18 protein-coding genes and 1 CRISPR repeat array are annotated in these 24,034 nt (G+C 46.8%); of the genes, 16 read left to right on the forward strand and 2 right to left on the reverse strand.

Translation table 11 applies throughout. The annotated features are described in order from the left end of the window. Positions 1-5: 5 nt before the first annotated feature. The gene (locus tag ACGHCT_RS06065; RefSeq protein ID WP_390438885.1) at positions 6-530 is read right to left on the reverse strand and encodes a VanZ family protein; all 525 of its coding nucleotides are present in this window, start codon (positions 528-530) and stop codon (positions 6-8) included. Positions 531-677: 147 nt separating this feature from the next. Here ACGHCT_RS06065 and thyA point away from each other — a divergent pair, with 147 nt between their 5' ends. The 12 genes from thyA to ACGHCT_RS06125 all read left to right on the forward strand — a co-directional run bounded on the left by thyA (position 678) and on the right by ACGHCT_RS06125 (position 16,112). Beyond that, positions 678-1,526: a thymidylate synthase gene (thyA, locus tag ACGHCT_RS06070; protein WP_072849074.1), complete on the forward strand. Its 849-nt coding sequence runs from the start codon at positions 678-680 to the stop codon at positions 1,524-1,526. Between the two features lie 17 nt (positions 1,527-1,543). Next, positions 1,544-2,038: a dihydrofolate reductase gene (locus ACGHCT_RS06075; protein ID WP_390438887.1), complete on the forward strand. Its 495-nt coding sequence runs from the start codon at positions 1,544-1,546 to the stop codon at positions 2,036-2,038. Positions 2,039-2,160: 122 nt separating this feature from the next. Continuing rightward, the gene (locus tag ACGHCT_RS06080) at positions 2,161-3,228 is read left to right on the forward strand and encodes a branched-chain amino acid aminotransferase (protein WP_072849070.1); all 1,068 of its coding nucleotides are present in this window, start codon (positions 2,161-2,163) and stop codon (positions 3,226-3,228) included. A 152-nt stretch (positions 3,229-3,380) separates the two neighbouring features. Further along, positions 3,381-4,592: a 5-bromo-4-chloroindolyl phosphate hydrolysis family protein gene (locus ACGHCT_RS06085; protein ID WP_072849068.1), complete on the forward strand. Its 1,212-nt coding sequence runs from the start codon at positions 3,381-3,383 to the stop codon at positions 4,590-4,592. Positions 4,593-4,608: 16 nt separating this feature from the next. After that, the gene (locus ACGHCT_RS06090) at positions 4,609-5,748 is read left to right on the forward strand and encodes a toxic anion resistance protein (RefSeq protein WP_072849066.1); all 1,140 of its coding nucleotides are present in this window, start codon (positions 4,609-4,611) and stop codon (positions 5,746-5,748) included. 218 nt (positions 5,749-5,966) lie between these two features. Next, entirely contained in the window at positions 5,967-6,839 is an 873-nt protein-coding gene (locus ACGHCT_RS06095; protein ID WP_242946720.1) for a carbohydrate ABC transporter permease, read from the forward strand. 17 nt (positions 6,840-6,856) lie between these two features. After that, on the forward strand, positions 6,857-7,768 hold the full coding sequence (locus ACGHCT_RS06100) for a carbohydrate ABC transporter permease (protein ID WP_084067619.1): 912 nt from the start codon (positions 6,857-6,859) through the stop codon (positions 7,766-7,768). A gap of 34 nt (positions 7,769-7,802) precedes the next feature. Beyond that, the gene (locus tag ACGHCT_RS06105) at positions 7,803-9,113 is read left to right on the forward strand and encodes an ABC transporter substrate-binding protein (RefSeq protein WP_390438890.1); all 1,311 of its coding nucleotides are present in this window, start codon (positions 7,803-7,805) and stop codon (positions 9,111-9,113) included. Positions 9,114-9,462: 349 nt separating this feature from the next. After that, a CRISPR array of direct repeats spans positions 9,463-9,829; the repeat unit is 33 nt; unit sequence GTCACTGCCTGCGAGGGCAGTGTGGATTGAAAT. 50 nt (positions 9,830-9,879) lie between these two features. After that, entirely contained in the window at positions 9,880-10,935 is a 1,056-nt protein-coding gene (gene ispG / locus ACGHCT_RS06110) for a flavodoxin-dependent (E)-4-hydroxy-3-methylbut-2-enyl-diphosphate synthase (protein WP_072849061.1), read from the forward strand. Between the two features lie 12 nt (positions 10,936-10,947). Beyond that, positions 10,948-15,480 (forward strand): PolC-type DNA polymerase III, encoded by a 4,533-nt coding sequence (locus tag ACGHCT_RS06115; protein ID WP_390438892.1) that lies wholly within the window; start codon positions 10,948-10,950, stop codon positions 15,478-15,480. A gap of 52 nt (positions 15,481-15,532) precedes the next feature. After that, on the forward strand, positions 15,533-15,769 hold the full coding sequence (locus ACGHCT_RS06120) for a hypothetical protein (protein ID WP_390438894.1): 237 nt from the start codon (positions 15,533-15,535) through the stop codon (positions 15,767-15,769). A gap of 28 nt (positions 15,770-15,797) precedes the next feature. After that, positions 15,798-16,112 (forward strand): YbjQ family protein, encoded by a 315-nt coding sequence (locus ACGHCT_RS06125; RefSeq protein ID WP_072849055.1) that lies wholly within the window; start codon positions 15,798-15,800, stop codon positions 16,110-16,112. 65 nt (positions 16,113-16,177) lie between these two features. Here the strand turns inward: ACGHCT_RS06125 and ACGHCT_RS06130 are convergent, their stop codons facing one another. Next, positions 16,178-17,278, reverse strand: coding sequence for a histidinol-phosphate transaminase (locus ACGHCT_RS06130; RefSeq protein WP_072849053.1), 1,101 nt, complete (start codon positions 17,276-17,278; stop codon positions 16,178-16,180). Between the two features lie 157 nt (positions 17,279-17,435). Here ACGHCT_RS06130 and ACGHCT_RS06135 point away from each other — a divergent pair, with 157 nt between their 5' ends. The 4 genes from ACGHCT_RS06135 (at position 17,436) to ACGHCT_RS06150 (ending at position 24,033) form a co-directional block, all read left to right on the forward strand. Continuing rightward, a complete protein-coding gene (locus tag ACGHCT_RS06135; RefSeq protein WP_390438897.1) occupies positions 17,436-20,978 on the forward strand; it encodes a DUF5717 family protein in 3,543 nt (1,180 codons plus the stop codon). Between the two features lie 16 nt (positions 20,979-20,994). After that, positions 20,995-22,242 carry a DUF5716 family protein gene (locus ACGHCT_RS06140; protein WP_072849052.1) on the forward strand — a complete coding sequence of 416 codons (1,248 nt, stop codon included), beginning with the start codon at positions 20,995-20,997 and terminating at the stop codon, positions 22,240-22,242. A 12-nt stretch (positions 22,243-22,254) separates the two neighbouring features. Then, the gene (locus ACGHCT_RS06145) at positions 22,255-23,037 is read left to right on the forward strand and encodes a hypothetical protein (RefSeq protein ID WP_072849050.1); all 783 of its coding nucleotides are present in this window, start codon (positions 22,255-22,257) and stop codon (positions 23,035-23,037) included. Positions 23,038-23,160: 123 nt separating this feature from the next. After that, a complete protein-coding gene (locus ACGHCT_RS06150) occupies positions 23,161-24,033 on the forward strand; it encodes an amino acid ABC transporter substrate-binding protein (RefSeq protein WP_072849048.1) in 873 nt (290 codons plus the stop codon). Position 24,034: the final 1 nt, after the last annotated feature.

The following is a 24,034-nucleotide window of genomic DNA, read 5'->3' on the forward strand; positions in this document are numbered from 1 at the left end:
CGGGCTTACCTCGCTCTTTTTTTTCGGCGTCTGGCTTTCCTCATCCTGGATGGGGCGAGAAACACCCAGCACACGATTCTTACAAGAATAATTCCAAAGAATACACCCACACTGTCTATCATGACATCTCGTTTGGAAGGCCCTCTTCCTTCTACAAACGACTGGTGATACTCATCCCCGCAGGCAAAGGCTACACAGATGGCACCGGCTACAATCATGAGGGGAATACCTCTCAGGTTATATACATAAAGCGGAAAGGACACGGCAACTGCCAGGATAAAATACTCTGTCATATGTGCCAGCTTCCGGACCGGGCCATGAATCTTATCAACATAAAATTCGATCTGATCCTCTGAAAAATCTTTACCCAGAAGATCGCTGCCAACGGTTACAATTTTATGGCTCACCTTGTAGCTGATATTGGACGAGACCGCGCCGGTCTGTCCGGAAAAAGAGAAGATCATGTACATGATTGCAAGGGCAGGAAGAAAAGACAGTGGCTTTAAAAGTAAAATTAGAAATTTTTTCATTTGTTCACACTCCTATTACGAGAATATATCATGTTTTAGAAGAGGCGTCAAATTGCTTGCACCGGGTATTTGTATATATTATAATGGAAAAATCGGGACATCCCGTTACGGAGACTGGCAACTGATTACAGATAAAGGAGAAAAAACATGAGTTTAGCAGATAATATATTTATCACCATGTGCCGGGATATTATAGACAACGGTACCAGCACAGAGGGAGAGAAGGTCCGTCCGGTATGGGAGGACGGTACATCGGCTTATACAATCAAACGGTTTGGAGTAGTAAACCGTTATGATCTCTCAAAGGAATTCCCGGCCCTGACACTGCGGCGCACGGCTTTAAAGAGCGCTATGGATGAGATTTTATGGATCTGGCAGAAGAAATCTAATAACATTAAAGAGCTGAACAGCCATGTGTGGGACAGCTGGGCAGACGAGACGGGATCCATCGGAAAGGCCTACGGCTACCAGATGAGCGTGAAGCACCAGTACAGAGAAGGAATGATGGATCAGGTAGACCGGGTACTCTTTGATCTGAGAGAGAACCCCTACAGCCGCAGAATCATGACCAATATCTATGTTCATCAGGATCTCCATGAAATGCACCTGTATCCCTGCGCGTACTCAATGACGTTTAATGTTACGAAGGAGAAAGACAGTGATCAGCTGATTCTCAATGGGATTCTCAATCAGAGATCCCAGGACGTTCTTGCCGCAAACAACTGGAATGTATGTCAGTATTCACTGCTTCTTATGATGTTTGCACAGGTTTCGGGGATGAAGGCAGGGGAGCTGGTGCATGTGATTGCAGACGCGCACATCTATGATCGGCATATTCCTCTGGTGCAGGAGCTTATCTCCCGTCCGGCGTATCCGGCGCCCAAGGTGACATTAAACCCTGAGATTCGGGATTTCTATCAATTTACTGTGAATGATCTGACGGTGGAAGATTATCAGACAGGCCCCCAGATCAAAAATATCCCTATAGCTGTGTAGTAAGAAAGGAGAACTCTATGAATTTAATTGTAGCCGCAGATAAAAACTGGGGGATCGGAAAAGACAATAAACTTCTGGTCAGCATTCCCTCTGATATGAAGTTCTTCCGGAACCAGACCACCGGCAAGGTTGTTGTTATGGGGAGAAAAACCCTGGAAAGCTTCCCCAATCAGATGCCGCTAAAAAACAGGACGAACATAATACTGACCAGAAATCCTGGATATAGCGTTAAGGGAGGGACAGTGGTTCATTCCCTGGAGGAACTTGCGGAGGCTCTGAAGCCCTATGAGGAGGAGGAGATTTATGTCATCGGAGGAGACGGCATTTATAAACTTCTTCTGCCATACTGCTCCACAGCCCATGTGACGAGAATTGATTTTGCCTTTGAAGCTGACACCTTCTTTCCCAACCTGGATGAGGACGAGGAATGGGAGATTACGGGAAAAAGTGAGGAACAGACATATTTTGACCTGGAATACGAATTTGTCAAATATGAGAGGAAAAAGGCCTGATTTTCTCGGGTCTGTCTCTTGACAGTGTCTGAAAAAAGTATAATAATAAAAAAAGATTCATGATATTGCAGTGTAACACGTCGTAGCGATAAAGTGGATTGTAGATAGAGGAGGAAAATCACATGTTAGAGATTAAGATTGAGAAAACTACAAATCCAAAACCAATTCCGGACAAGGATAATCCGTTAGTATTCGGTACTATTTTTACAGACCACATGTTTGAGATGGATTATACGGATGGAAAGGGATGGCACGATCCACGAATTGTACCATATCATAACCTGGAACTGGAACCCTCCGCCATGGTGTTCCACTATGGACAGGAAATGTTTGAAGGCTTAAAAGCATACAAGACAGAGGACGGAAGGATTCTGTTATTCCGCCCGGATAAGAATATAGAGAGGGCAAACCATTCCAACCGCCGACTGATGATTCCTGAGATCCCTGAGGATATATTTATGGAGGCAATTAAGCAGGTAGTGAAAATCGATGAGGCATGGATCCCTACAAAAGAGGGGACATCTCTTTACATACGTCCTTTTGTAATTGCGACAGATCCATTTTTGGGAGTGAGACCTTCCTATACCTATAAATTTATGATTATTTTATCTCCGGTAGGAGCTTATTATCCGGAGGGATTGGATCCTGTTAAAATCTGGATTGAGGATGAATATGTCAGGGCTGTCCGCGGCGGAATTGGAGAGGCAAAGACCGGGGGCAATTACGTGGCATCTATGGCATCTCAGATGAAGGCTCATGAGGAGGGGTATTCCCAGGTGCTCTGGCTGGACGGCGTGGAGAGAAAGTACATTGAAGAAGTAGGCGCTATGAATATTTTCTTTAAAATAAATGGGACAGTAGTGACGCCTATGCTGAACGGCTCTATTCTTTCTGGCGTTACCAGAAGAACCTGTATAGAATTGTGCAAATCCTGGGGAGTTCCTGTGGAAGAAAGAAAAGTATCTGTGGATGAGCTGGAAGAGGCAGCCAGAACAGGCGCTCTGGAAGAAGTCTGGGGAAGCGGTACGGCAGCTGTTATATCACCGGTTGGACATCTTCGCTATGAGGATGATGTATTCCAGATAGGAGACGGTGGGATCGGAGAACTGAGTCAGAAATTATACGATACAGTGACAGGAATCCAGCTGGGAAAGATAGAAGACAAGTTTGGATGGACCGTTGAGGTTTAAGAATAAAGTAAGAAAAGTTCCGGAAGTTAACCTCCGGAACTTTTTTAACGTTTAAGACCTGTCCGGAAGCATTGATTTTTCTTATTATATCATATATAATTCACTGTAGGACGAAACATGATAGAATACAATACAGATACAGGGAGGGCAAGATGGCCAATCAGGATTGGATTAATCTGGGGGATGAGATTCGTGACATAGTGGAAAATGCTATAGATTCCCAGAATTTTCATAAATTAAATCAGTCGATCAGTGATACGGTTACCAGCGCAATGGAGAATGTGAACCGTACGATCCGAAATGCAGGCTCTGCGGCCGGACAGGCCGGGCAGCGCATTCAGGAGGAAGTCAGAGAACAGCAGGGAAGATACCGTTACCAAAACAAGAACAGCTATATAAGGCCCAGGGAGATAGTAAAAAGCTCTCCTTCGCTCTTTGCAAAAACCGGTCCGAGCTCCTGTGCGGGATATGCACTGACGATCACTGGGGGGATCCTGACCGGAGGCCTGGGGATTGCTGTGTTGATACTGCTGATTGTCGCAATTGCGACCGGAAGTATGGGGGCAGCTTTCAGCATCCCTATATTTATTATGCTTCCTCTGCTTATCGGAAGCGTGGTTATGACCTGGAAGGGAAGCACCATTCTGGGGCGGCTAAAGCGATTCAAAAATTATATTCGCGGCTTACGGGGCCGGAATTACTGCGGCATTAAAGAATTGGCTCAGATGGTGGGAAAGTCAGAAAATTATGTGATTAAAGACCTGAGAAATATGATCGAGAGAGGTCTGTTTCTGCAGGGACATCTGGATCGGCAGAATACCTGCCTGATTGCATCAGACGATGTGTATGAACAGTACCAGCTGGCTCAAAAGCAGCTGGAGATCCGACAAAAGGAATTGCAGCAGGAGGCAGCAAAGCCAAAAAGCGGTTTGTCTGAGGAGGCCAGAAAGGTAATTAAGGAAGGAAATGATTACTTGGAGGCCATCAAGGGCAGCAATGACGCCATTCCCGGGGTTGAGATATCGAAAAAGATTTCCCGTCTGGAAGTGGTGATACAAAAGATTTTCCAGCGGGTGGAACAGCATCCGGAGCTGATAGCAGATCTGAGAAAATTTATGGATTATTATCTGCCCACTACGATGAAATTGCTGAAGGCGTACGAGGAATTGGATGCCCAGCCGGTGCAGGGAGAGAATATAGCAACTGCAAAAAGAGAGATAGAAGAGACTTTGGACACCATCAGTACGGCATTTGAGAATCTGCTGGACAGTTTCTTTAAGGACACGGCATGGGATATCTCCACGGACATCTCTGTGCTTCAGACAATGCTGGCACAAGAGGGACTGACAAAAAAGGACTTTTAAGAAAAGAGGATAACATATGAGCGAAGAATTTAAGGATTTCACTGCAACCCCTACACTGACCTTTGATCCCCTTCCCACAAAGGAAGAGATCATAGAGCCTAAGCCTCAGGAGCCTGAGAAGACCTGGAATGATGATATTCTCTCCGCGGAGGAGATTAAGATGGTGGACGAGTTTGCCCAGCAGATAGATCTGAATAATTCCAATGCTATCCTTCAGTACGGAGCGGGAACCCAGAAAAAAATGGCGGATTTCTCCGAAGGGGCCCTGGAAAATGTAAAGACAAAGGATCTGGGAGAGATTGGAGATCTCCTTTCCAATGTAGTCTCCGAGCTGAAAAGTTTTGATGTAGAAGAAGAGGAAAAGGGCTTTCTGGGTTTTTTCAAAAAGACGTCCAACAAGATTACAGCCATGAAGACAAAGTTTGACAAAACTGAGGTAAATATAGACAAAATTTGTCAGGTGTTGGAGAAACATCAGATTCAGCTTTTGAAGGACATAGCAGTGCTGGATAAGATGTATCAGTTGAATCTGACCTATTTTAAAGAACTGTCCATGTACATCCTGGCAGGAAAGAAGAAGCTTCAGGAGGTCAGGGGGAAGGAACTCAGCAGCCTTATGGCAAAGGCGCAGTCCAGCGGGCTTCCTGAGGACGCCCAGGCAGCCAAGGATCTGGACTCTCTCTGCAATCGTTTTGAGAAAAAGATTCATGATCTGGAATTAACCAGGATGATTTCTATCCAGACGGCACCTCAGATTCGTCTGGTGCAGGGCAATGATACTCTGATGGCAGAGAAGATTCAGTCCACTCTGGTCAACACAATCCCACTGTGGAAGAGTCAGATGGTGCTGGCACTGGGTGTGGCTCATTCCACCCAGGCGGCAGAGGCTCAGCGCCAGGTTACAGATATGACAAACGATCTGCTGAGAAAGAATGCAGAGACACTGAAGCTGGCAACCATAGAAACTGCAAAAGAATCAGAGCGGGGCATAGTAGATATGGAGACGCTGAAAATGACCAACGAATCTCTTATCTCTACGCTGGATGAGGTGATGAAGATTCAGCAGGAAGGGAAGCAGAAGCGAAGGGAAGCTGAAGTGGAAATGAACCGCCTGGAAAATGAACTGAAAACGAAATTATTGCAGATTAACGGTTGAGAATCGTAAGGAACAGTATATGACTGGGAAGAGACCGGTACAGAACAGGTAATACACTACCTGTTCTGTACCGGCTTTTTTGTATCATAGGAAAGTACTCCAATACGCAATGTACAGATATAAGTTCAAAAAATGAACAAAAATACTTGACAATCCTGTGGAACCGAAGTAAAATGATGTAAGTTCAAAAAATGAACAAAGACGGGAGGGAGCACAGAATGTATAGATGGAGAAGACGGGGAGAGGCATTATTTTTTGTACTGCCGATTCTGATACCCCTAATCGTATTTTGGATTTACCCCATTATCCGTTCCGGATGGATCAGTTTTACTAATTGGGATTATATGACCCCGGAATATGATTTTGTAGGTCTGAAAAATTATAAAGATCTGTTGAGCACAGGAGGATTTTTCCCTGCTCTTAAAAATACACTGGTCTTCGGACTGGGGACAGCTATTCCGGTGATTACCGGGGGATTTCTGCTGGCTGTTCTGGTGAGAAGTCTGAAGAAAGGGAGTAAATTTTACCAGTTTATTTTATTTTCACCATGGATTACTCCTACGGTGGCTATCTCTATCGTATGGACCTGGATCTTTGAACCAGATACCGGAATTGCTAATATTGTGCTTCGTTTTTTACATATGCCGGCTCTGCAGTGGCTGCACAGTTCTCAAACGGCAATGCTTTCCGTGATTCTGGTTACCCTCTGGAAAACCTTGGGGTATGCCATGATATTTTATCTGACGGCATTGGCAAAGGTTCCGGAAGAGCTGTACGATGCGGGGAAGGTAGACGGGGCATCTAAACTGGCACTCATGAGACATATAACCATACCTATGGTTTCTCCCACCACCCTGTTTCTGGTGGTTCTGAATACAGTCAATGCGCTTCAGGCTTATGACCAGATTCAGGTTCTGACCCAGGGAGGCCCTTCGGGAAGCACCCGAACACTGCTGTATCTTTATTACCAGCTGGGCTTTGAACAGTTTCATATGGGGCAGGCTGCGGCATCCGGTGTGCTTCTGGTGATCATTGCGTCAGTGCTGGCGGGAATACAGTTTGCGGTTTCAAAAAAATCAGTACATTATTAGAAAGGGAGTGTTCCAGTATGGAGAATTTACAGGCACTGAAGCTTCCCTCAGGGAAGATAGCCCAGGAGAGATGCATAACAAGGACTGCAAAGACTGGAAAGCTGGCGTGGATAACCGGAGAGGCAGTAAAGCACATATTTCTCGCCGGAATCAGCCTTGTTATGGCATTTCCATTTTTATGGATGGTCATCAGCGCGCTTAAAACAAAAGCAGAGGTTATGAACACAGAGGTTTTTTGGCCCCAGGAGGCACAATGGGGGAACTTTGCGGAAGTGATCTTCCACTCTCCTATCCTCCGGTATATGGGCAACAGCCTTCTGGTGTCGGCAGCCATTGTCCTTCTTCAGGTGGTTACAGGGGCAATGATGGCATATGCGCTCTCATTTATGAGATTTAGGGGCCGCAAAACCTTGTTTCTGGTGGTGGTGGGAACGTATATGCTTCCTCCCGCAGCCACATATATCCCTGGCTATATTATATTATCCCAGCTGAACCTGCTGGACAGCCTGACAGGACTTACCATATCCTGTACCGTAAATATTTTTGGGATCTTTCTGCTCCGGCAGGCATTTATGCAGCTGCCCTACGGATTGGTTGAGGCGGCTAAGGTAGACGGAGCCAGACCGTGGTATATTCTGTGGAAGATTGTGTTTCCACTTACCCGCCCAACGTTTATTACATTTATTCTTATGAGCTTTATCACAAGCTATAACAGCTATATGTGGCCCTCTCTTATTACGGAGACACCGGATAAGGCGCTCATTTCCCAGGGGCTGCGGATGTTTTTTATAGAAGGCGGTGCTTACGGCACAGAATGGCCTAAGGTTATGGCAGCCAGTGCGGTTATTGTCATCCCCCTTTTGCTGCTGTTCTTATTTACACAAAAATGGTTTATTAAAGGGATCAGCGATACAGGGATGAAAGGGTAACAGAAGGAATGGATTCAGAGAGGAGAAAAGAATTATGAAAACAATGAAAGCAGCAGCAGCGGTACTTGTTTTGGGCTTGTGCACCGGACTTTTGGGGGGATGCCAAAAGACGGCGCAGGCAGACAGCAAAGAAGATGCCGGAGACAGGGTACAGGTGAAAGTGTGGTATTCCGGGGGCAAGACAGCGACCAAGGTGCTGGATGAGATTATTCAGCAGTTTAACAGCAGCCAGGATATCTATGAAGCAAAAGGGGTTGTCCAGGCGGATTACGATGAGACCTACGAGAAGCTCCAGGCAGCCATAGCCGGGAAAAAGCAGCCGGATGTGGTGCTGCTGGATGCAGACAAGGCAGTAAATCTGGCAGAAAAGGGGCTTCTGGAAGATTTGAATACTTTTGTGGAAAAAGATGCATCCATGAATACAGAAGATTTTATCCCGGTATTTTACAATCAGGGATTTACAGAGGACGGAGAGCTATTTGCTATTCCGGCCTACGGAACTACGCAGGTGATGTACTATAACATAGAGGCTTTTGAGAAAGCCGGCATTCAGGCGGACAATATAAAAACCTGGCAGGATCTGGCACAGGCAGCCGAGAGTATGACAGTCAGGGAAGGAGAGGAAACCACTTTCTACGGATGGGAGCCTATGTACAATGAGGATAATCTTATGGATGCGGTATTCAGCAATGGAGGCTCTGTATTCAGCGAGGACGGTAAATCCGTTTTGATTAATTCCAGGGAATGGGTGGAAGTTTGGGAAGCCTTCCGCCAGTGGATTCACGAGGATAAGACTATGAGGATTCATTACGGCGGACAGGGCTGGCAGTACTGGTATGACACCATGGATGATGTTCTCCAAAACCGGGCAGGAGGGTATACCGGCTCCTCAGGGGATCAGGCGGATCTTGACTTTTCGGTGGTGGCAGCTATGCCTCAGCCGGGCTTCCATGATAATCCTCCGGCACCAGTTGCCAGAGCTCTGCAGTTTACCATGGTGAAGGGCGGCAGCGACGAGGCAAAGCAGGGGGCCTATGAATTTATGAAATACTTTACTGAGGCAGAGCAGCAGGCAAAATGGTCGATGGAAACCGGTTATGTGGCGGTCCGTCAGTCTGTCAAAGAAAATGAGAAATTCCAGGCATTTTCAGAGGAGAATCCGCAGATACTGGTTCCGCTGGAACAGTCTATGCACGCATCCATTCTCCCTATCGATCCCACAGGAGGAAAGGTATATGATGCCCTGAAGATAGCTGCGGATAAAGTTGAAATTGAAAATATACCGGCACAGGAGGCGCTGGACGAGGCACAGAAGACCGCGCAGGAAGCGCTGGACGCTCTGTAATCATCTGCAGGGGCGGAGGAATTTCCATATTCCTCCGCCCCTGATGGGATTTTGAAGCAAAATGAGTTATAATGGCAGATAGGAAGCTATATCTTAATACTGCTCTTCAGGCAGGCAAATGAGTACACCGTTCATTAAAATATAATTTTGAGACCCAACGGCAAACACTGTGTATAGTTTTCTTTCAGGTGCGAACCATAAGTGAACATAGAAGTACCGGGGGATTCGCACCTGAAATAGGGGAATACATGTTTGGAAAAAGGAAGAAGAAAAGTATGGGATATTGTATTTTTGTATGGAATTAACAAAAATCAAGTGGTAAAATAGAATTAGATTATGTATAATTGCTGTCACTGCCTGCGAGGGCAGTGTGGATTGAAATAACTATATTTCAACCAAGGCGCAGAGGGGAAAACGTCACTGCCTGCGAGGGCAGTGTGGATTGAAATATTGCGGCTACCGGATGCCTATATTTTACGATGAGTCACTGCCTGCGAGGGCAGTGTGGATTGAAATGTTATCCAAGGCCGCATTAACAAGTTCTCTGCACGTCACTGCCTGCGAGGGCAGTGTGGATTGAAATCAAACTATACGGGCAACCTGCAAACCTAGCAAAAGTCACTGCCTGCGAGGGCAGTGTGGATTGAAATCTTGAAATGGCGGAAAAACTGTGCTAAGATTGTGTCACTGCCTGCGAGGGCAGCATGGATTGAAACAATAAAGTTAACTTTTTATATAAAACCAGGAAAGAAATGGAGAACATGCAATGTACAGAGATCATACAAAAGTTGTTTCTATAGGGGACAGGGTTATCGGCGGCGGTAATCCTGTTCTTATACAGTCTATGACAAATACAAAAACAGAGGATGTGAAGGGAACAGTTGCCCAGATTCAGGCCCTCACGGCGGCTGGGTGTGAGATTGTCAGATGTACAGTTCCCACTATGGAGGCGGCTCTGGCGTTAAGAGAGATTAAAAAACAAATATCTGTCCCCCTAGTGGCGGATATTCATTTTGACTACCGGATGGCCATAGCGGCTATGGAGAACGGGGCGGATAAGATTAGGATTAACCCTGGGAACATTGGCAGCAGAGAGCGTATCAAGGCCGTGGTGGATGCAGCAAAGGAGAGAAATATTCCTATTCGCGTCGGGGTAAACAGCGGGTCCCTGGAAAAGGAACTGGTGGAGAGGTATCACGGGGTGACTGCAGAGGGACTTGTGGAAAGTGCACTGGACAAAGTGAAGATCATTGAGGAGCTGGGCTATGATAATCTGGTGATCAGCATTAAGTCCTCAGATGTAATGATGTGTGTGAAAGCCCATGAGTTAATCGCCAGTCGGACACAGTACCCTCTGCATGTGGGAATTACCGAGGCGGGAACTCTGTATTCCGGGAATATAAAGTCTGCTGTTGGGCTGGGAATAATTCTCTATCAGGGAATCGGCGATACCATTCGGGTGTCACTGACAGGAGATCCGGTGGAAGAAATTAAATCTGCCAAAGGGATCCTGAAAACCCTGGGACTCCGAACGGGAGGGATAGAGGTGGTCTCCTGCCCTACCTGCGGACGCACAGAAATTGATCTTATTGGATTGGCCAATCAGGTGGAGACTATGGTACAGGAATTCCCCCTGGATATTAAGGTGGCTGTGATGGGATGCGTGGTCAATGGACCGGGGGAGGCTAAGGAAGCTGATATTGGAATCGCCGGAGGCAAAGGCGTAGGGCTTTTGATTAAAAAAGGGGAGATAATCCGCAAGGTACCTGAGGGTGAACTCCTTTCCTGTCTGCGCAAGGAGCTGGAACATTGGGAACAATAGGAGTTTTGTAATATGGAAAAAGATTTTTTTGAAGTTTTTCCCAATCTTAAAGTAGAAGATAAGCTTCAGGAACTGCTGGATGGAGTTCAGGTTACTAAGGTAGCTTCCAACTCTGCGAAAGACCGGCTGAGGGTATATCTCCTCAGCCGTCAGTGGATACATAAAAAATATATTTATGATTTGGAAGAGGCCATTTCCTCCCAATTTTTTTCAGGTGTGTCCATGGAAGTGAAAATCATAGAAAAATTCAGCCTTTCCTCCCAGTATACGCCGGAAAACCTCTATGAAGTCTACCGGAACAGTATGCTGACAGAACTAAAGGAATACAGTATCCTTGTCTATAATCTGCTGGCCACAGCAAAAGTGGAGTTCCCGGAGCCGGAACGAATGGTTCTTCAGATCCCTCAGTCGGTGCTTGCTGCCACGAAGGAGAAAGAGCTGACAGAGTATCTGGAAAAGGTGTTCTGCGAGAGATGCGGTTTATCTCTGAAGGTAGAGCCCCTGTATCTGGAGGCCAAGGAGAGCAGAGCCAGAAAGAACAGTGAACTGAGGATTCAGCAGGAAGCTGCCCATATCATTGCCCAGTCATCTTTCGGAAACTGCGCCGGGGGAAATTACTCTGTGGAGGAACTCCATGAGGAGGCACTGCCGGAGAAGTCCATAGAAAAAGAAAAGCCGGCGTCTGACAAGAAAAAAGATGTTCCTGCACAGGGAAAAAGCATGTCCAAGGCTCCGGGGAAGGCCGGGGCGGCAGATAAGAGAAATGGCAGGGGAAGCTTTGGAAAGAATACTGGGGGCGGAGACTTCCGCCGTTCTGTGAAGCGTTCTGATAATCCTGAGGTATTATATGGACGTGATTTTGATGATGAGGCTCTGCCTTTGGAGCATATCACGGGAGAGATGGGAGAAGTATGTATCCGCGGAAAAATCATGTCTCTGGAGACCAGGGAAATCAGAAATGAAAAGACAATTATCATATTCTCCATGACGGATTTTACGGATTCAATCACTGTGAAAATGTTTGCCAGAAACGATCAGGTGGAAGAGATTCTGGCCGGGATAAAGGTGAAGGCATTTATTAAGCTGAAAGGTGTCACTACCATTGACCGATTCGACAGTGAATTAACAATAGGCTCAGTTGTGGGGATAAAAAAGATTGCTGACTTTACCAGCAGCAGGGCAGACACCAGTCCGGAAAAGCGTGTGGAGCTCCACTGTCACACGAAGATGAGTGAGATGGACGGTGTCTCGGATGCCAAAGCTCTGATTATGAGGGCATATGAATGGGGGCATAAGGCCATAGCGATCACTGACCACGGGGTCGTACAGGGATTCCCGGATGCGCTTCACGCAACCTGGGATATGCCCAAAGATGCGGATTTCAAAATTATTTATGGGGTGGAGGCATATCTGGTAGATGATCTCAAGGGCATTGTGGCCAACAGCAAAGGACAGGATTTGGATGGCACTTTTGTGGTTTTTGACATCGAGACTACCGGCTTCAGCCCTCTGGCGAATAAAATCATTGAAATAGGGGCTGTGAGAGTGGAAGAAGGAAAGATCACAGATCGCTTCTCCACGTTCGTAAACCCTAAGGTGCCCATTCCTTTTCGGATCGAGACCCTTACAGGGATAAATGATAATATGGTCTCCCAGGCAGAGGAGATTACGGATATTCTGCCGCGGTTCATAGAGTTTTGCCGCGGGGCAGTCATGGTGGCGCACAATGCAGAGTTTGATATGAGTTTTATTCAGAAAAACTGTGAAGATCTGGGCATTGAGACGGACTTTACCTATGCCGACACCGTAGGAATGGCAAGATTTCTTCTGCCTGCCCTGAACCGGTTTAAGCTGGATACCGTCGCCAAAGCAGTGGGGGTTTCTCTGCAGAACCATCACCGGGCAGTGGATGATGCGGCCTGTACGGCAGAAATCTTTGTGAAATTTATAGAAATGCTGAAGGAGAGGGAAATTGAGAATCTGGATCAGCTGAATGAAGCTGGGGCGGTTACCCCTGAGGTAGTAATGAAGATGCCTACCTATCATGCGATCATTCTGGCCGCCAGCGATCAGGGAAGGGTGAATCTCTATAAAATCATATCCCAGTCACATCTCACGTACTATAACCGGAGACCAAGAGTGCCAAAGAGTCTGTATCTGAAACTACAGGAGGGCCTGCTCATTGGTTCCGCCTGTGAGGCCGGGGAGCTGTACCAGGCGATCCTCAACGGCAGACCGGAGACGGAGATCGCAAGGCTGGCTGATTTCTATGATTATCTGGAAATCCAGCCCCTGGGGAATAACGGCTTTATGCTGAGAAGCGATAAGATTGAGGTTTCCACCGAGGAGGACCTGATGAATATTAACCGCAGGATTGTTAAACTGGGAGAACAGTTTAATAAACCAGTGGTTGCCACCTGTGACGTCCACTTTCTGGACCCGGAGGACGAAGTCTACCGGAGAATTATTATGGCAGGAAAGGGATTTGACGACGCGGACGATCAGGCTCCCCTGTATCTGCGCACCACAGAAGAAATGCTGGCCGAATTCTCTTATCTGGGAAGGGAAAAAGCAGAGGAGGTAGTGATTACGAATACCAATAGAATTGCGGATATGTGCGAAAAGATATCCCCGGTTCATAAGGGGAAATGTCCGCCGGTGATTCCCAATTCTGATGAGATGCTGCGGGAACTCTGTTATCAGAAAGCCCATGAGATTTATGGGGAGGATCTTCCCTCTCCCGTTACCGAGCGGCTGGAAAGAGAATTAAATTCTATTATATCCAACGGCTACGCAGTTATGTATATGATTGCACAGAAGCTGGTGTGGAAATCAAACAGTGACGGCTATCTGGTAGGCTCCCGTGGATCCGTAGGTTCTTCCTTTGCTGCAACCATGTCCGGGATTACAGAGGTGAATCCCCTGAGCCCTCATTATTACTGCTCAGAGTGCCACTACAGTGACTTTGACTCGGAAGATGTAAAGAAGTACGCCGGAGGCGCCGGCTGTGATATGCCGGACAAAGTCTGTCCGGTGTGCGGGGCCAATCTCCAGAAAGAAGGGTTTGACATTCCGTTTGAGACATTTCTGGGATTTAAGGGGGATAAGGAGCCTGATATTGACCTTAACTTCTCCGGGGACTACCAGGGAAAGGCTCACCGCTATGTAGAAGTTATCTTTGGCTATGGCCAGACCTTTAAAGCAGGAACCATTGGTACCCTGGCAGAGAAGACGGCCTTCGGCTATGTGAAAAATTATTATGAGGAGAGGGGCTCCAGAAAAAGGAACTGTGAGATTAACCGGATTGTCCAGGGCTGCACCGGCGTACGCAGGACCACAGGCCAGCATCCGGGGGGGATCATTGTACTTCCCATCGGGTGGGATATTGAAGAGTTTACCCCGGTGCAGCACCCTGCCAACGATATGGGCAGCGATATTATAACTACACATTTTGATTATCACTCCATTGATTCCAACTTGCTGAAGCTGGATATTCTGGGACACGATGATCCTACCATGATCCGTATGCTGGAAGACCTGACAGGCATTAATGCCAGGGAGATTCCTCTGGACAGCCAGGAGGTAATGTCCCTGTTCCAGGGAACAGATGCCCTGGGCATTACTCCCGAGGATATAAGAGGCTGTCCCCTAGGGTGTCTGGGGGTTCCGGAGTTCGGTACTGAGTTCGCCATGCAGATGCTGATTGACACTCAGCCCAAGTCTTTCTCTGATTTGGTGCGTATCGCCGGGCTGGCTCATGGTACGGATGTTTGGCTGGGCAATGCCCAGACCCTGATTCAGGAGGGAAAGGCCACGATCTCTACCGCTATCTGTACCAGGGATGATATTATGATCTATCTGATACAGAAAGGACTGGAGAGCGGCTTATCCTTTACTATCATGGAGTCTGTGCGGAAGGGAAAGGGACTGAAGCCGGAGTGGGAAGAAGAGATGACGAAGCATGGAGTGCCGGACTGGTATATCTGGTCCTGTAAAAAGATTAAGTATATGTTCCCCAAAGCCCATGCTGCTGCGTACGTTATGATGGCTTTCCGAATTGCCTACTGTAAGATTTTCTACCCTCTGGCGTACTATGCGGCTTTCTTCAGTATCAGGGCCACAGCATTTTCCTATGAACTTATGTGTCAGGGAAAGGAGAAACTTGAATATTTTATGGATGATTACCAGAAGCGGATGGACACCCTGAGCAAAAAAGAGCAGGATACCTACAAGGATATGAAGGTGGTGCAGGAGATGTATGCCCGGGGGTTCGAATTTGTTCCCATTGATCTTTACCAGGCAGAGGCACATACCTTCCGGATTGTAGAGGGGAAGCTGATGCCGGCGTTGGATACCATCGAAGGACTTGGAGATCGTGCGGCTGATGCTGTGGTGGAGGCTGCCGCCTGCGGGGAATTTCTGTCAAAGGATGATTTCCGGATACGTACAAAGGTGAGTAAGACGGTCATTGACCTGATGAGCGATTTGAACCTGTTCGGGGATATTCCGGATTCCAACCAGATGTCTCTCTTTGATTTCCAGTAGAATTTTCACAGATGGTATAGTATAATAGATGTAAATGACGGGAGGCAGAAGGATGAAACGATTTCTGGAAAAAGGTGCACCAATACTGATCATTATTATCCTGTGTATCCTGGTCCTTGTTTGGGCTCTGGGAGGCTTTCTTGCAGGTACGTTTGCAGGGGGAAGAATTCTGATAGGAGGAGTCTTTTTTCTCATCGGTCTTGCCGTTATAGCTGCTCTGATTGTCACGCTGGTCAGGCGAATCAAAGAGATTGACGACGAGGATAAGGATGATTTGAGCAAATATTAACAGTACTCGCAGAGGGAGGTAATGAAATATGCTTATTATGACTGCGGATGCAATACCCGGCAGAAAATACGAAATGCTTGGGATTGCCAAGGGTTCTACTATCCAGACGGTTCACGCCGGCAAGGATATTATGAACAGTTTCAAAACACTGGTAGGAGGGGAATTGACCTCTTACAATGAGATGATGAATAAAGCGAGAGCGCTGGCCACCAAGAGACTGGAGGAGGACGCCCAGAGCATGGGAGCAGATGCCGTAGTGGCTATGAGGTATTCGTCCAGCTCAGTGATGCAGGGAGCATCTGAGATTATGGCCTATGGTACAGCAATACGCTTTACCGATTAGAGAAAAAGAGACTGTAATCAGCCGTGACACAGGCTTAGATTACAGTCTCTTTTTATGGTAATATATTACGGGCACAGCAGTTCCCGGAATGCATCCAGGAGCTTATCGTTTTGTTCATGGTTCATAATGCAGAACCGGACATAGCTCTCGTCTAAAAACGGGAATGTGGAGCAATTGCGAATCATAAGACCTTTTTTTATGCAGTGCTCAAAAAGCTCCTCTGCAGTTACCCCCTCTTTCTGTATCCTGACCAGTATAAAATTCCCTTTGGGCTCATAGATTTTAACACTGTCCCAGGTACGAAGCTCTCTGCAGATTCTGTCACGCTCAGAAAAGATGAGGTTTTTGGTCTCCTGTATATATTCTGTATCCCGGAACATAATCTGCCCTCCGATTTCAGCCAGGGAGTTGATGGTCCAGGGATTCTTTCTTGTATTGATCTGCTTCACCATATCCTGGTTGCCGGTGATGGCATACCCCAGGCGCAGGCCGGGTGCTGCAAAGAATTTTGAGATTCCGCGCAGGATGATTAGATTATTATAGTAATTCGTGAGGGGGACAGAAGTGATCTCCTGTTCCTGGGGAGCGAATTCTACGTAGGTTTCGTCCACCATAACAAAAATACCGTGCTCCAGGCAGGTATCCAGGATCTGACGCATCTGTGTACTGGTAATGGCTGTTGAGGTGGGGTTATTGGGGTTGCAGAGAACCAGAAGATCTACTCCCTCCGTGAGATGGGTGCAAAAATCATCGGTATCCATCTGAAAATCATTTTCTTCTTTCAGAGGATAATAAAGGGTGGTACCTCCGCCCAGAGTAATTTCCCTTTCGTATTCAGAATATGTGGGTCCCAGTATTAAGGCCTTTTTTGGGTGCTCTGTCTGAATAAACAGTGAAATCAATTCTGTGGATCCATTTCCTACAATGATATTCTCCAGCTGGGCACCTGTGTAGGCGGCGATACACTGGCGGAGCTTTTTATAATCCCGATCCGGATAACTGGTAACGGCATCAATATGATCTGACAATGTTTTCCTCAACTGGTAGGAAACTCCTAACGGGTTAACGTTAGCGCTGAAGCTTGTTATCTCTTCTTTCTTTATTCCGTAGATTTCCTCGATTTTTTCTAAATCACTGCCATGAAAATGGTCCTTGTGTTTTAACATGTGCTCTCCCTCTTTCTGGAATTAACCTGTGAATTAGCCCGGCGGAATGCGGTGCGTGAGATTTTGGTTGGTTGCAACGTTGCCCCGGGTAGTGTATAATCCATTATAGCGAGATATGATAAATAGTTCAAGAGATAACGGGGTATAGGTGAATACTTTGAAGAGAAGAATAGAACAGCTAATTAACGGTAGATATGAATATGAAGTACCTAAGCTTTTGTTATCCCAGGATAGTATTGTACTGCAGACCAGGGCGGGGGAGAATTGCCGTGGAGAGCTGCATCTGGGAGCAGAAGATCAGAGAAAGATAAAAGGAATTGCAGCTTCTTCCCACAGAAGATTCCTCCTGGGAAAGGAGCGGTTTTCCGGAACCACGGCAGCTTTGCCCTATGTGGTAGACGTGAAGGGACTGAAGGCGGGGGATGTGTGTGAAGGGACACTAACCCTCAGCACAGATATCGGAGAGTATCAGGTTCCATTTACAGTAGCCGTACTGGGAAATCAGGTGCGCACTTCTGTGGGAGAGATCCGGACGCTTGATCAGTTTGTGACCCTGGCAAAGGCTGATTTCAGAGAAGCTTTTCATCTTTTTGTAGACGAGGCGTTTGCAGGGCTGCTCCGACATGAGGATGAGAAGCTTTGGCTGGCGTACCGGGGAATGTCTGTGAACCCAGTGACCTACCAGCATTTGGAAGAATTCCTCATCGGCATCGGAAAGAAAGAACCCATTAAACTTTCCCTGGGAAGAGAGTCGGTGGAGCTTTATGAGTTGGAAGGCTCTTTAAAGGATACGCTGATGCTCCACAGGAACGGCTGGGGCTATGTGAGGGCAGAAGTGTCAGTCCAGGGAGACTTTCTGGAGGTAGAAAAGAAAGTAATCACCACAGAGGATTTTATAGGCAGTGTCTATGGTCTGGAATATATAGTCCGCAGGGAGTACCTGGGCAGAGGGAAAAATTACGGCAGAATCATTGTAAAGACCGTGTATGAAACCCAGGTATTTCAAGTAGTGGCTTCCAGGCATAATAAGATACAGGTGAATGTATCTGCCTATGAAAAGAAAAAGAAGTATGAGCTGGCCAGGCAGTATCTGGAGATGTCTGTGAACCGCATCCTCTTTAAGGAATGGTATGATAAAAGCCTTTCTCTTTTGGAGGAGCTGAAGGAAACTGGCTATGTGGATACCGGCTATGAGCTTCTGGAGGCGTATCTGTATTATCGCGCCGGACTCCTTGACAAGGCGGCCGAGGTGCTGGAAAAGCTGGAGAATTCAACGGCACTGGAGGAATTGCCGGAGATGGAAGGCTGCTATCTGTATCTGACTGCATGCACCGGGCGCCTGAAGCTGGAGCGCAAAGAGTATCTGAAGCGTCTTCACACCTTATCTCAGATGCAGGAGGACAGCTTTATTCTGCTCTGGATTCTGCTGCAGGAGGACAGCGAGGCTTACCGCACTCCATCCAAAAAATTGTATGAACTGGAGACGCAGTACGAGATTGGGTGCCGCAGTCCCTTCCTGTATCTGGAAGCCCTTCGCCTGATAAAGGAGAATGTTCTGCTTTTCCGTAAAATCAATAGATTTTATATCCAGGTATTATTCTTCGCAAAGAAATACGGCCTGCTCACAGAGGAAATTGTTAGCAGAACGGCATACCTCTCAGGATACCTGAAATCTTTTCACCAGGTGATTTATGAACTTATGGCGGAGGCATATGAGCAGTACCCATCCAGAGAGCTTCTGGACGCAGTCTGCAAGCTTCTGATGAAAGGCAATCCGAGAAAAAAAGAGTATTTTCAGTGGTATGAACGGGCAGTGGAAGAGGAACTGCGCATTACACGTCTGTATGAATATTATATAGAAACCATGAGCCGCAATTACCAGGGGACGCTTCCCCAGGTGATCCGCATGTATTTTGCATACAATAACACACTCAGTGACAGCAAGAAGGCATTTGTGTACAGCAACGTTATCCGAAACAAAAGCACGGATAAGAATACCTATCTGAGTTATAAAAACGCTATGAAGGCATTTGCCTGGACCAAGCTGTCAGAAGGGCGGATGAATGAGGACTATGCGGTATTGTACCAGGAGTTCTGTATGCATCCGGGAGAAATAAAGGAAAGGGCTGCTCTGGCAAAGGTACTTTTTATTCACCGGCTTTATCTGGAGGATGCAAAAATCCGAAAAGTAATCGTATGCCACGATGCTCTGAAAAAGGAAGAGGCGTACCCCTGTGTGGACGGCGTGGCGTATATCTCTGTATATACCCCGGATGCCAGGATCTTGTTCGAAGATGAAAAGCGCAGACGGTATATGGGGACAGTAGACTATAACCTCCAGAAGCTGCTGGATGAAAAAGAAGCAGTTTCTCTGCTTGCCGCTTCAGAAGTGAATCATTCCGGATTCCTGCTTCATGTGTGCGGGGAACTGGATCATTCCGAAAAGATTACTAAAGACAATGTGGGCTGTTTTCATAAAATTGTGGACGATCCCTCATTTCAAACAGAATACAGGCAGTGCATCCGTCAGCGCATCCTGGAATATTTCCAGGAGAATGTAGAGAATGACAATCTGAAGGATTATCTGCGGCAAATGGACTTTAAGGGATTTGCAAAAGTGAATAAGCCCCTTCTGGTTAAAATACTGGTGAATCAGGGCATGTATGTAGGCGCCTTTGATCTCCTCTGCGAATTCGGATATGAGGGTGTGGATACAGAGGTTCTGCTGAAACTCTGCAGCAGAATGATTCTGAATATGGAGTTTGAATACGAAGAGGAACTGGTTCTTCTGGGGTGGTATGTATACGGCCAGGGCAAATATGATGATATTATTCTGCATTACCTCTCTATGTTCTATGAGGGGCCTGCAGAGGAGATGGCACATTTGTGGCAGAGCACGCAGGGCTTCCAGATAGAAGCCTATGAGCTGGAGGAGAAGATACTCACCTACAGCATGTTTGCGAGAAGGTACCTTCCCCAGGGACCTAAAGTGCTGGAAAGCTACCTGAAGCAGGCCGGAAAAGAACAGGTGATACTGGCCTATCTGACCTTTGAAGCATTCGGCTATTTCCTGGGAGGAAAGGAAACAGATATCTTTATCTTCCAGTGCCTGGAGAAGATCACAGAAAAAGAGTGGGAATCTGACATGATCTGCAAGCTTGCCCTTTTGAAATGGCTCTCTGTGACACAGGACTGGAATCCGGAGGAAGAGAAGCTGGTGCGCAGGCTGCTCTGGGAATGCAGCAGAGCGGGACTTCGGTTTGCCTTTTTCCAGGCGTTCCCTAAAGAATATCTCCGCTCCTACCAGCTGGAGGACAAGGTCTTTGCCGAGTACCGGGCAGGGCTTCACTCCAGGGTGACCCTCTACTACTGCCTGGAGGAAGAGGGAAAAGCAGGAGATTATAAAAGTGAGCCGCTTAAAGAGATGTACCAGGGGATCTACAGCAAAGAGTTTGTACTTTTCTACGGTGAAATGTTAACGTATTATTTCCAGGCGGAAAAAGACGGGGAGACTTATACCACGGAACCCAGAACCATTACTGTCACAGAGGTAGATGCCTCAGGTGATACAAAGTATCAGATGCTGAACCAGATGCTGGCAGTAAAAAAGCTTGGAAAAGAGGATGAGCTCAAAACTATATTAAAGAAATATCTGGAGAGAGAAGCGGTCATACAGCAATTATTCAGGATTACGGAATAGGGAGGCCTAAAAGAACATGAATGAGACAAAGAATATAATTGTGGGACTGGAACTAGGTTCTAAGACTTCCCAGCTTTGTTATTATGACAGAAAAGAGAAGGAACCCATCTCCCTGTCACCAAAGGTAGGGAGCAACCAGTATCCATTTCCCACCAGCCTCTCCAAAAAGCCGGGAGAAGATGTATGGCACCTGGGGCTGGAGGCCGAATATTTTGCCTCTCAGCAGGGGGAGATTATGATAGATGATTTCTTCGGGATACTGAATCAAGAGGAAGAGATTCTGGTGGACGGACAGCTGACGGAACCCTATAAGGTAGCAGGCGCATATCTGAAGGAGACAATGAAGCTCCTGGGAGTGTCAGATCTGGTGCGCCAGGTAAGCGCGCTGATGATTACCACGGAACATCTCACCCAGGCAATGGTGCATAATCTTCAGAGAGCCTGCGGGGAGATTGGATTTTCAAGGAAAAGGTGTTTTCTGCAGGATTTTGAGGAGAGCTTCTTCTGCTATGTACTGAATCAGAAGACCGAGTACTGGAGCAGAAAGGTAGCCTGGTTTACTTTTGACAGAGATCAGGTGTCTTTTGCGCAGCTGGTTATTGATCAGAAGACAAAGCCTATGATTGTGAGAATTTTGAGGGGGAAGACCATCCAACTGTCTGAGGATCCTGCGGAGCGGGACTTAGAATTCTATCAGCTGATACATGAGTCGTTCGGGACCGACAATTATTCCAGCATCTACATTGTGGGAGAAGGCTTTGACAAGGAATGGGCCGTCCGGTCAGTTCCCCTCCTCTGCAAAAACAGAAGACACGTGTTCTATGGAAATAACTTGTTTGTGAAGGGGGCCTGCTACGGCGCCAGGGAAAAGGTTGAGGAGAGAAATCTGAAAAACTACCTGTTCAGTGGCCAGGGACTCATAAAGAGCAATATAGGCATGGAGATGGCTGTGCAGGGCTCTCAGGCATATTATCCCATTATAGAGGCAGGGAATAACTGGTACGAATGTATCAGGGAATTTGAAATTATATTAGATAATACGGAGGAGCTTACCTTCCTTGTGAATCCCATGGAAGGGAAGATCCGTACCCGGTACAGCATGAAGCTTCCGGGGCTGCCTAAGCGGCCCAATAAAACCACAAGACTTCAGATCCGGGTAGAATATGAATCCGCATCTGTGTGTGTAATTACAGTGACGGACATGGGATTTGGGGAAATGTTCCCAGCCAGCGGTCAGGTATGGACCGAGAAGGTATCATGGTAGAGGAGGAAGCAGATGGGCGGTTACATATTATGCCAGGTAAGAAAGGCGCAGATGCCGTATTATATTGAGAGTATCAGCACAAATATTTATACCATAGAAGAATTATGTTATTATCTGTATCACAATATCTATTTGCTGGATGATACAATCATCAACGAGCAGCTGTGTGACTGGATACGGAAGGAATTGGGCTTGGAAAAGCTCTATCACAAGCTGTACCGGACACTGGAAAACAATGAGAGCATCGGGAACTTTATCCTCTCTGTCTTTAAGGAGATTAATTATCTGAACCATAGTGAATTCAAAGAGATGAACCAGCAGCTGGAAGTTCTGGAAGCACAGCCTCCGGCGATCCGGCAGAAGAAAAAAGGGGATTACCTGGTAGAGAACCATATGTATGTGAATGCTATCAAAGTGTATGAGGATGCCGTGACTCTGGTGGAGGATACCAATCTTGGGGAACAGTTTGTGGGTGAGATTCATCACAATATGGGATGCGCCTATCTGAACCTTTTTCAGCTGGAGGAAGCTGTACTCTGCTTTGCCAGGGCCTATGAAGAACTTCATACAAAGGCATCCCTGAAGCATTATCTAATCGCCTGCTATCTGTGCAGTTCACCCGGAGAGTGGGAGCAGGAATGCGCCAGGATGGGAGTGGACACCCAGACGAAAAAGGAATTGGTAAGAGAGATTGAAGAGGCTGCCAGCAGCATCGGACAGGCAGCTGCATCTAAGGATACAGACGGTATCTTGAAAAGTCTGACAAGGGACTATCACAGAAGCACCGGCTTTTGAGGAAACGGCGTATTTTCTTGACAAGAAGCAGTGCTTCGTGTTAGTATTTTCTTACGCTTTAGTATGGTAGAGTTGTCTCATGCTAAAAGAGTAATAGATAAAAATGTGGGAGGAAGTATTAAAATGAAAAAGAAATTACTTGGAACATTACTGGCTGCTGTTATGACTGCCGCTATGCTGGCAGGCTGCGGCAATACAGGGGACTCATCCGATTCCGCCGACGGGGAAAAAGATGCAAAAACAGAGGATACGGAAAAGAAGGCAGATGCCTCTGAGGATGCAAAAGACGAAGCCGCATCGGATGACAATACCTTTACCGTTGGATTCGACCAGGAATTCCCTCCGATGGGATTTGTGGATGAGAACGGAGAGTTCACAGGATTTGACCTGGAGCTTGCGGAGGAAGTGGCAAACCGTTTGGGAATGAAATTTGTTCCCCAGCCAATCTCCTGGGATGCCAAGGATATGGAGCTTGATTCCGGAACCATAGACTGTATCTGGAACGGCTTTACTATGACCGGAAGAGAAGATCAGTATACATGGTCAGAACCGTATCTTAAAAATGCACAGGTATTTGTTGTGGCAGATTCTTCTATTAAAACAAGAGAGGATCTTGCAGGGAAGATTGTAGAAGTTCAGGCAGATTCTTCTGCGGAGGCAGCTTTAAAGGAAGATCCGGATCTTACAGGCACCTTTGCACAGCTTCAGACGGTACCGGATTATAACACAGCTGTCATGGATCTGCAGCAGGGGGCAGTGGACGCCATAGCCATGGACAAGGTAGTCGCCGCTTACCAGATTGAGGGCAGAGGGGAAGAGCTTACTATTCTGGATGATGAACTGCAGGCTGAAGAATACGGAATTGGATTCAAATTAGGGAATACGGACTTGAGAGATAAGGTGCAGTCCACCCTGGAAGAGATGGCGTCAGACGGAAAACTGGCTGAAATTTCAACCAAATGGTTTGGAGAAGATATCACTACAGTGGGTAAATAAA

The organism is Lactonifactor longoviformis (genome assembly GCF_042848515.1).
GTDB classification, from domain to species: Bacteria; Bacillota; Clostridia; order Lachnospirales; family Lachnospiraceae; genus Lactonifactor; species Lactonifactor longoviformis.

What these genes read in the sequence shown, in the direction of transcription:
- ACGHCT_RS06095 (WP_242946720.1), top strand. Translation starts at nt 5,967, where the DNA reads ATGTATAGATGGAGAAGACGGGGAGAGGCATTATTTTTTGTACTGCCG.
- ACGHCT_RS06130 (WP_072849053.1), bottom strand. Translation starts at nt 17,278, where the DNA reads ATGTTAAAACACAAGGACCATTTTCATGGCAGTGATTTAGAAAAAATC.
- ACGHCT_RS06125 (WP_072849055.1), top strand. Translation starts at nt 15,798, where the DNA reads ATGCTTATTATGACTGCGGATGCAATACCCGGCAGAAAATACGAAATG.
- ACGHCT_RS06080 (WP_072849070.1), top strand. Translation starts at nt 2,161, where the DNA reads ATGTTAGAGATTAAGATTGAGAAAACTACAAATCCAAAACCAATTCCG.
- ACGHCT_RS06100 (WP_084067619.1), top strand. Translation starts at nt 6,857, where the DNA reads ATGGAGAATTTACAGGCACTGAAGCTTCCCTCAGGGAAGATAGCCCAG.
- ACGHCT_RS06140 (WP_072849052.1), top strand. Translation starts at nt 20,995, where the DNA reads ATGAATGAGACAAAGAATATAATTGTGGGACTGGAACTAGGTTCTAAG.
- ACGHCT_RS06075 (WP_390438887.1), top strand. Translation starts at nt 1,544, where the DNA reads ATGAATTTAATTGTAGCCGCAGATAAAAACTGGGGGATCGGAAAAGAC.
- ACGHCT_RS06115 (WP_390438892.1), top strand. Translation starts at nt 10,948, where the DNA reads ATGGAAAAAGATTTTTTTGAAGTTTTTCCCAATCTTAAAGTAGAAGAT.
- ACGHCT_RS06150 (WP_072849048.1), top strand. Translation starts at nt 23,161, where the DNA reads ATGAAAAAGAAATTACTTGGAACATTACTGGCTGCTGTTATGACTGCC.
- thyA (WP_072849074.1), top strand. Translation starts at nt 678, where the DNA reads ATGAGTTTAGCAGATAATATATTTATCACCATGTGCCGGGATATTATA.
- ACGHCT_RS06065 (WP_390438885.1), bottom strand. Translation starts at nt 530, where the DNA reads ATGAAAAAATTTCTAATTTTACTTTTAAAGCCACTGTCTTTTCTTCCT.
- ACGHCT_RS06090 (WP_072849066.1), top strand. Translation starts at nt 4,609, where the DNA reads ATGAGCGAAGAATTTAAGGATTTCACTGCAACCCCTACACTGACCTTT.
- ACGHCT_RS06145 (WP_072849050.1), top strand. Translation starts at nt 22,255, where the DNA reads ATGGGCGGTTACATATTATGCCAGGTAAGAAAGGCGCAGATGCCGTAT.
- ACGHCT_RS06120 (WP_390438894.1), top strand. Translation starts at nt 15,533, where the DNA reads ATGAAACGATTTCTGGAAAAAGGTGCACCAATACTGATCATTATTATC.
- ACGHCT_RS06105 (WP_390438890.1), top strand. Translation starts at nt 7,803, where the DNA reads ATGAAAACAATGAAAGCAGCAGCAGCGGTACTTGTTTTGGGCTTGTGC.
- ACGHCT_RS06085 (WP_072849068.1), top strand. Translation starts at nt 3,381, where the DNA reads ATGGCCAATCAGGATTGGATTAATCTGGGGGATGAGATTCGTGACATA.
- ispG (WP_072849061.1), top strand. Translation starts at nt 9,880, where the DNA reads ATGTACAGAGATCATACAAAAGTTGTTTCTATAGGGGACAGGGTTATC.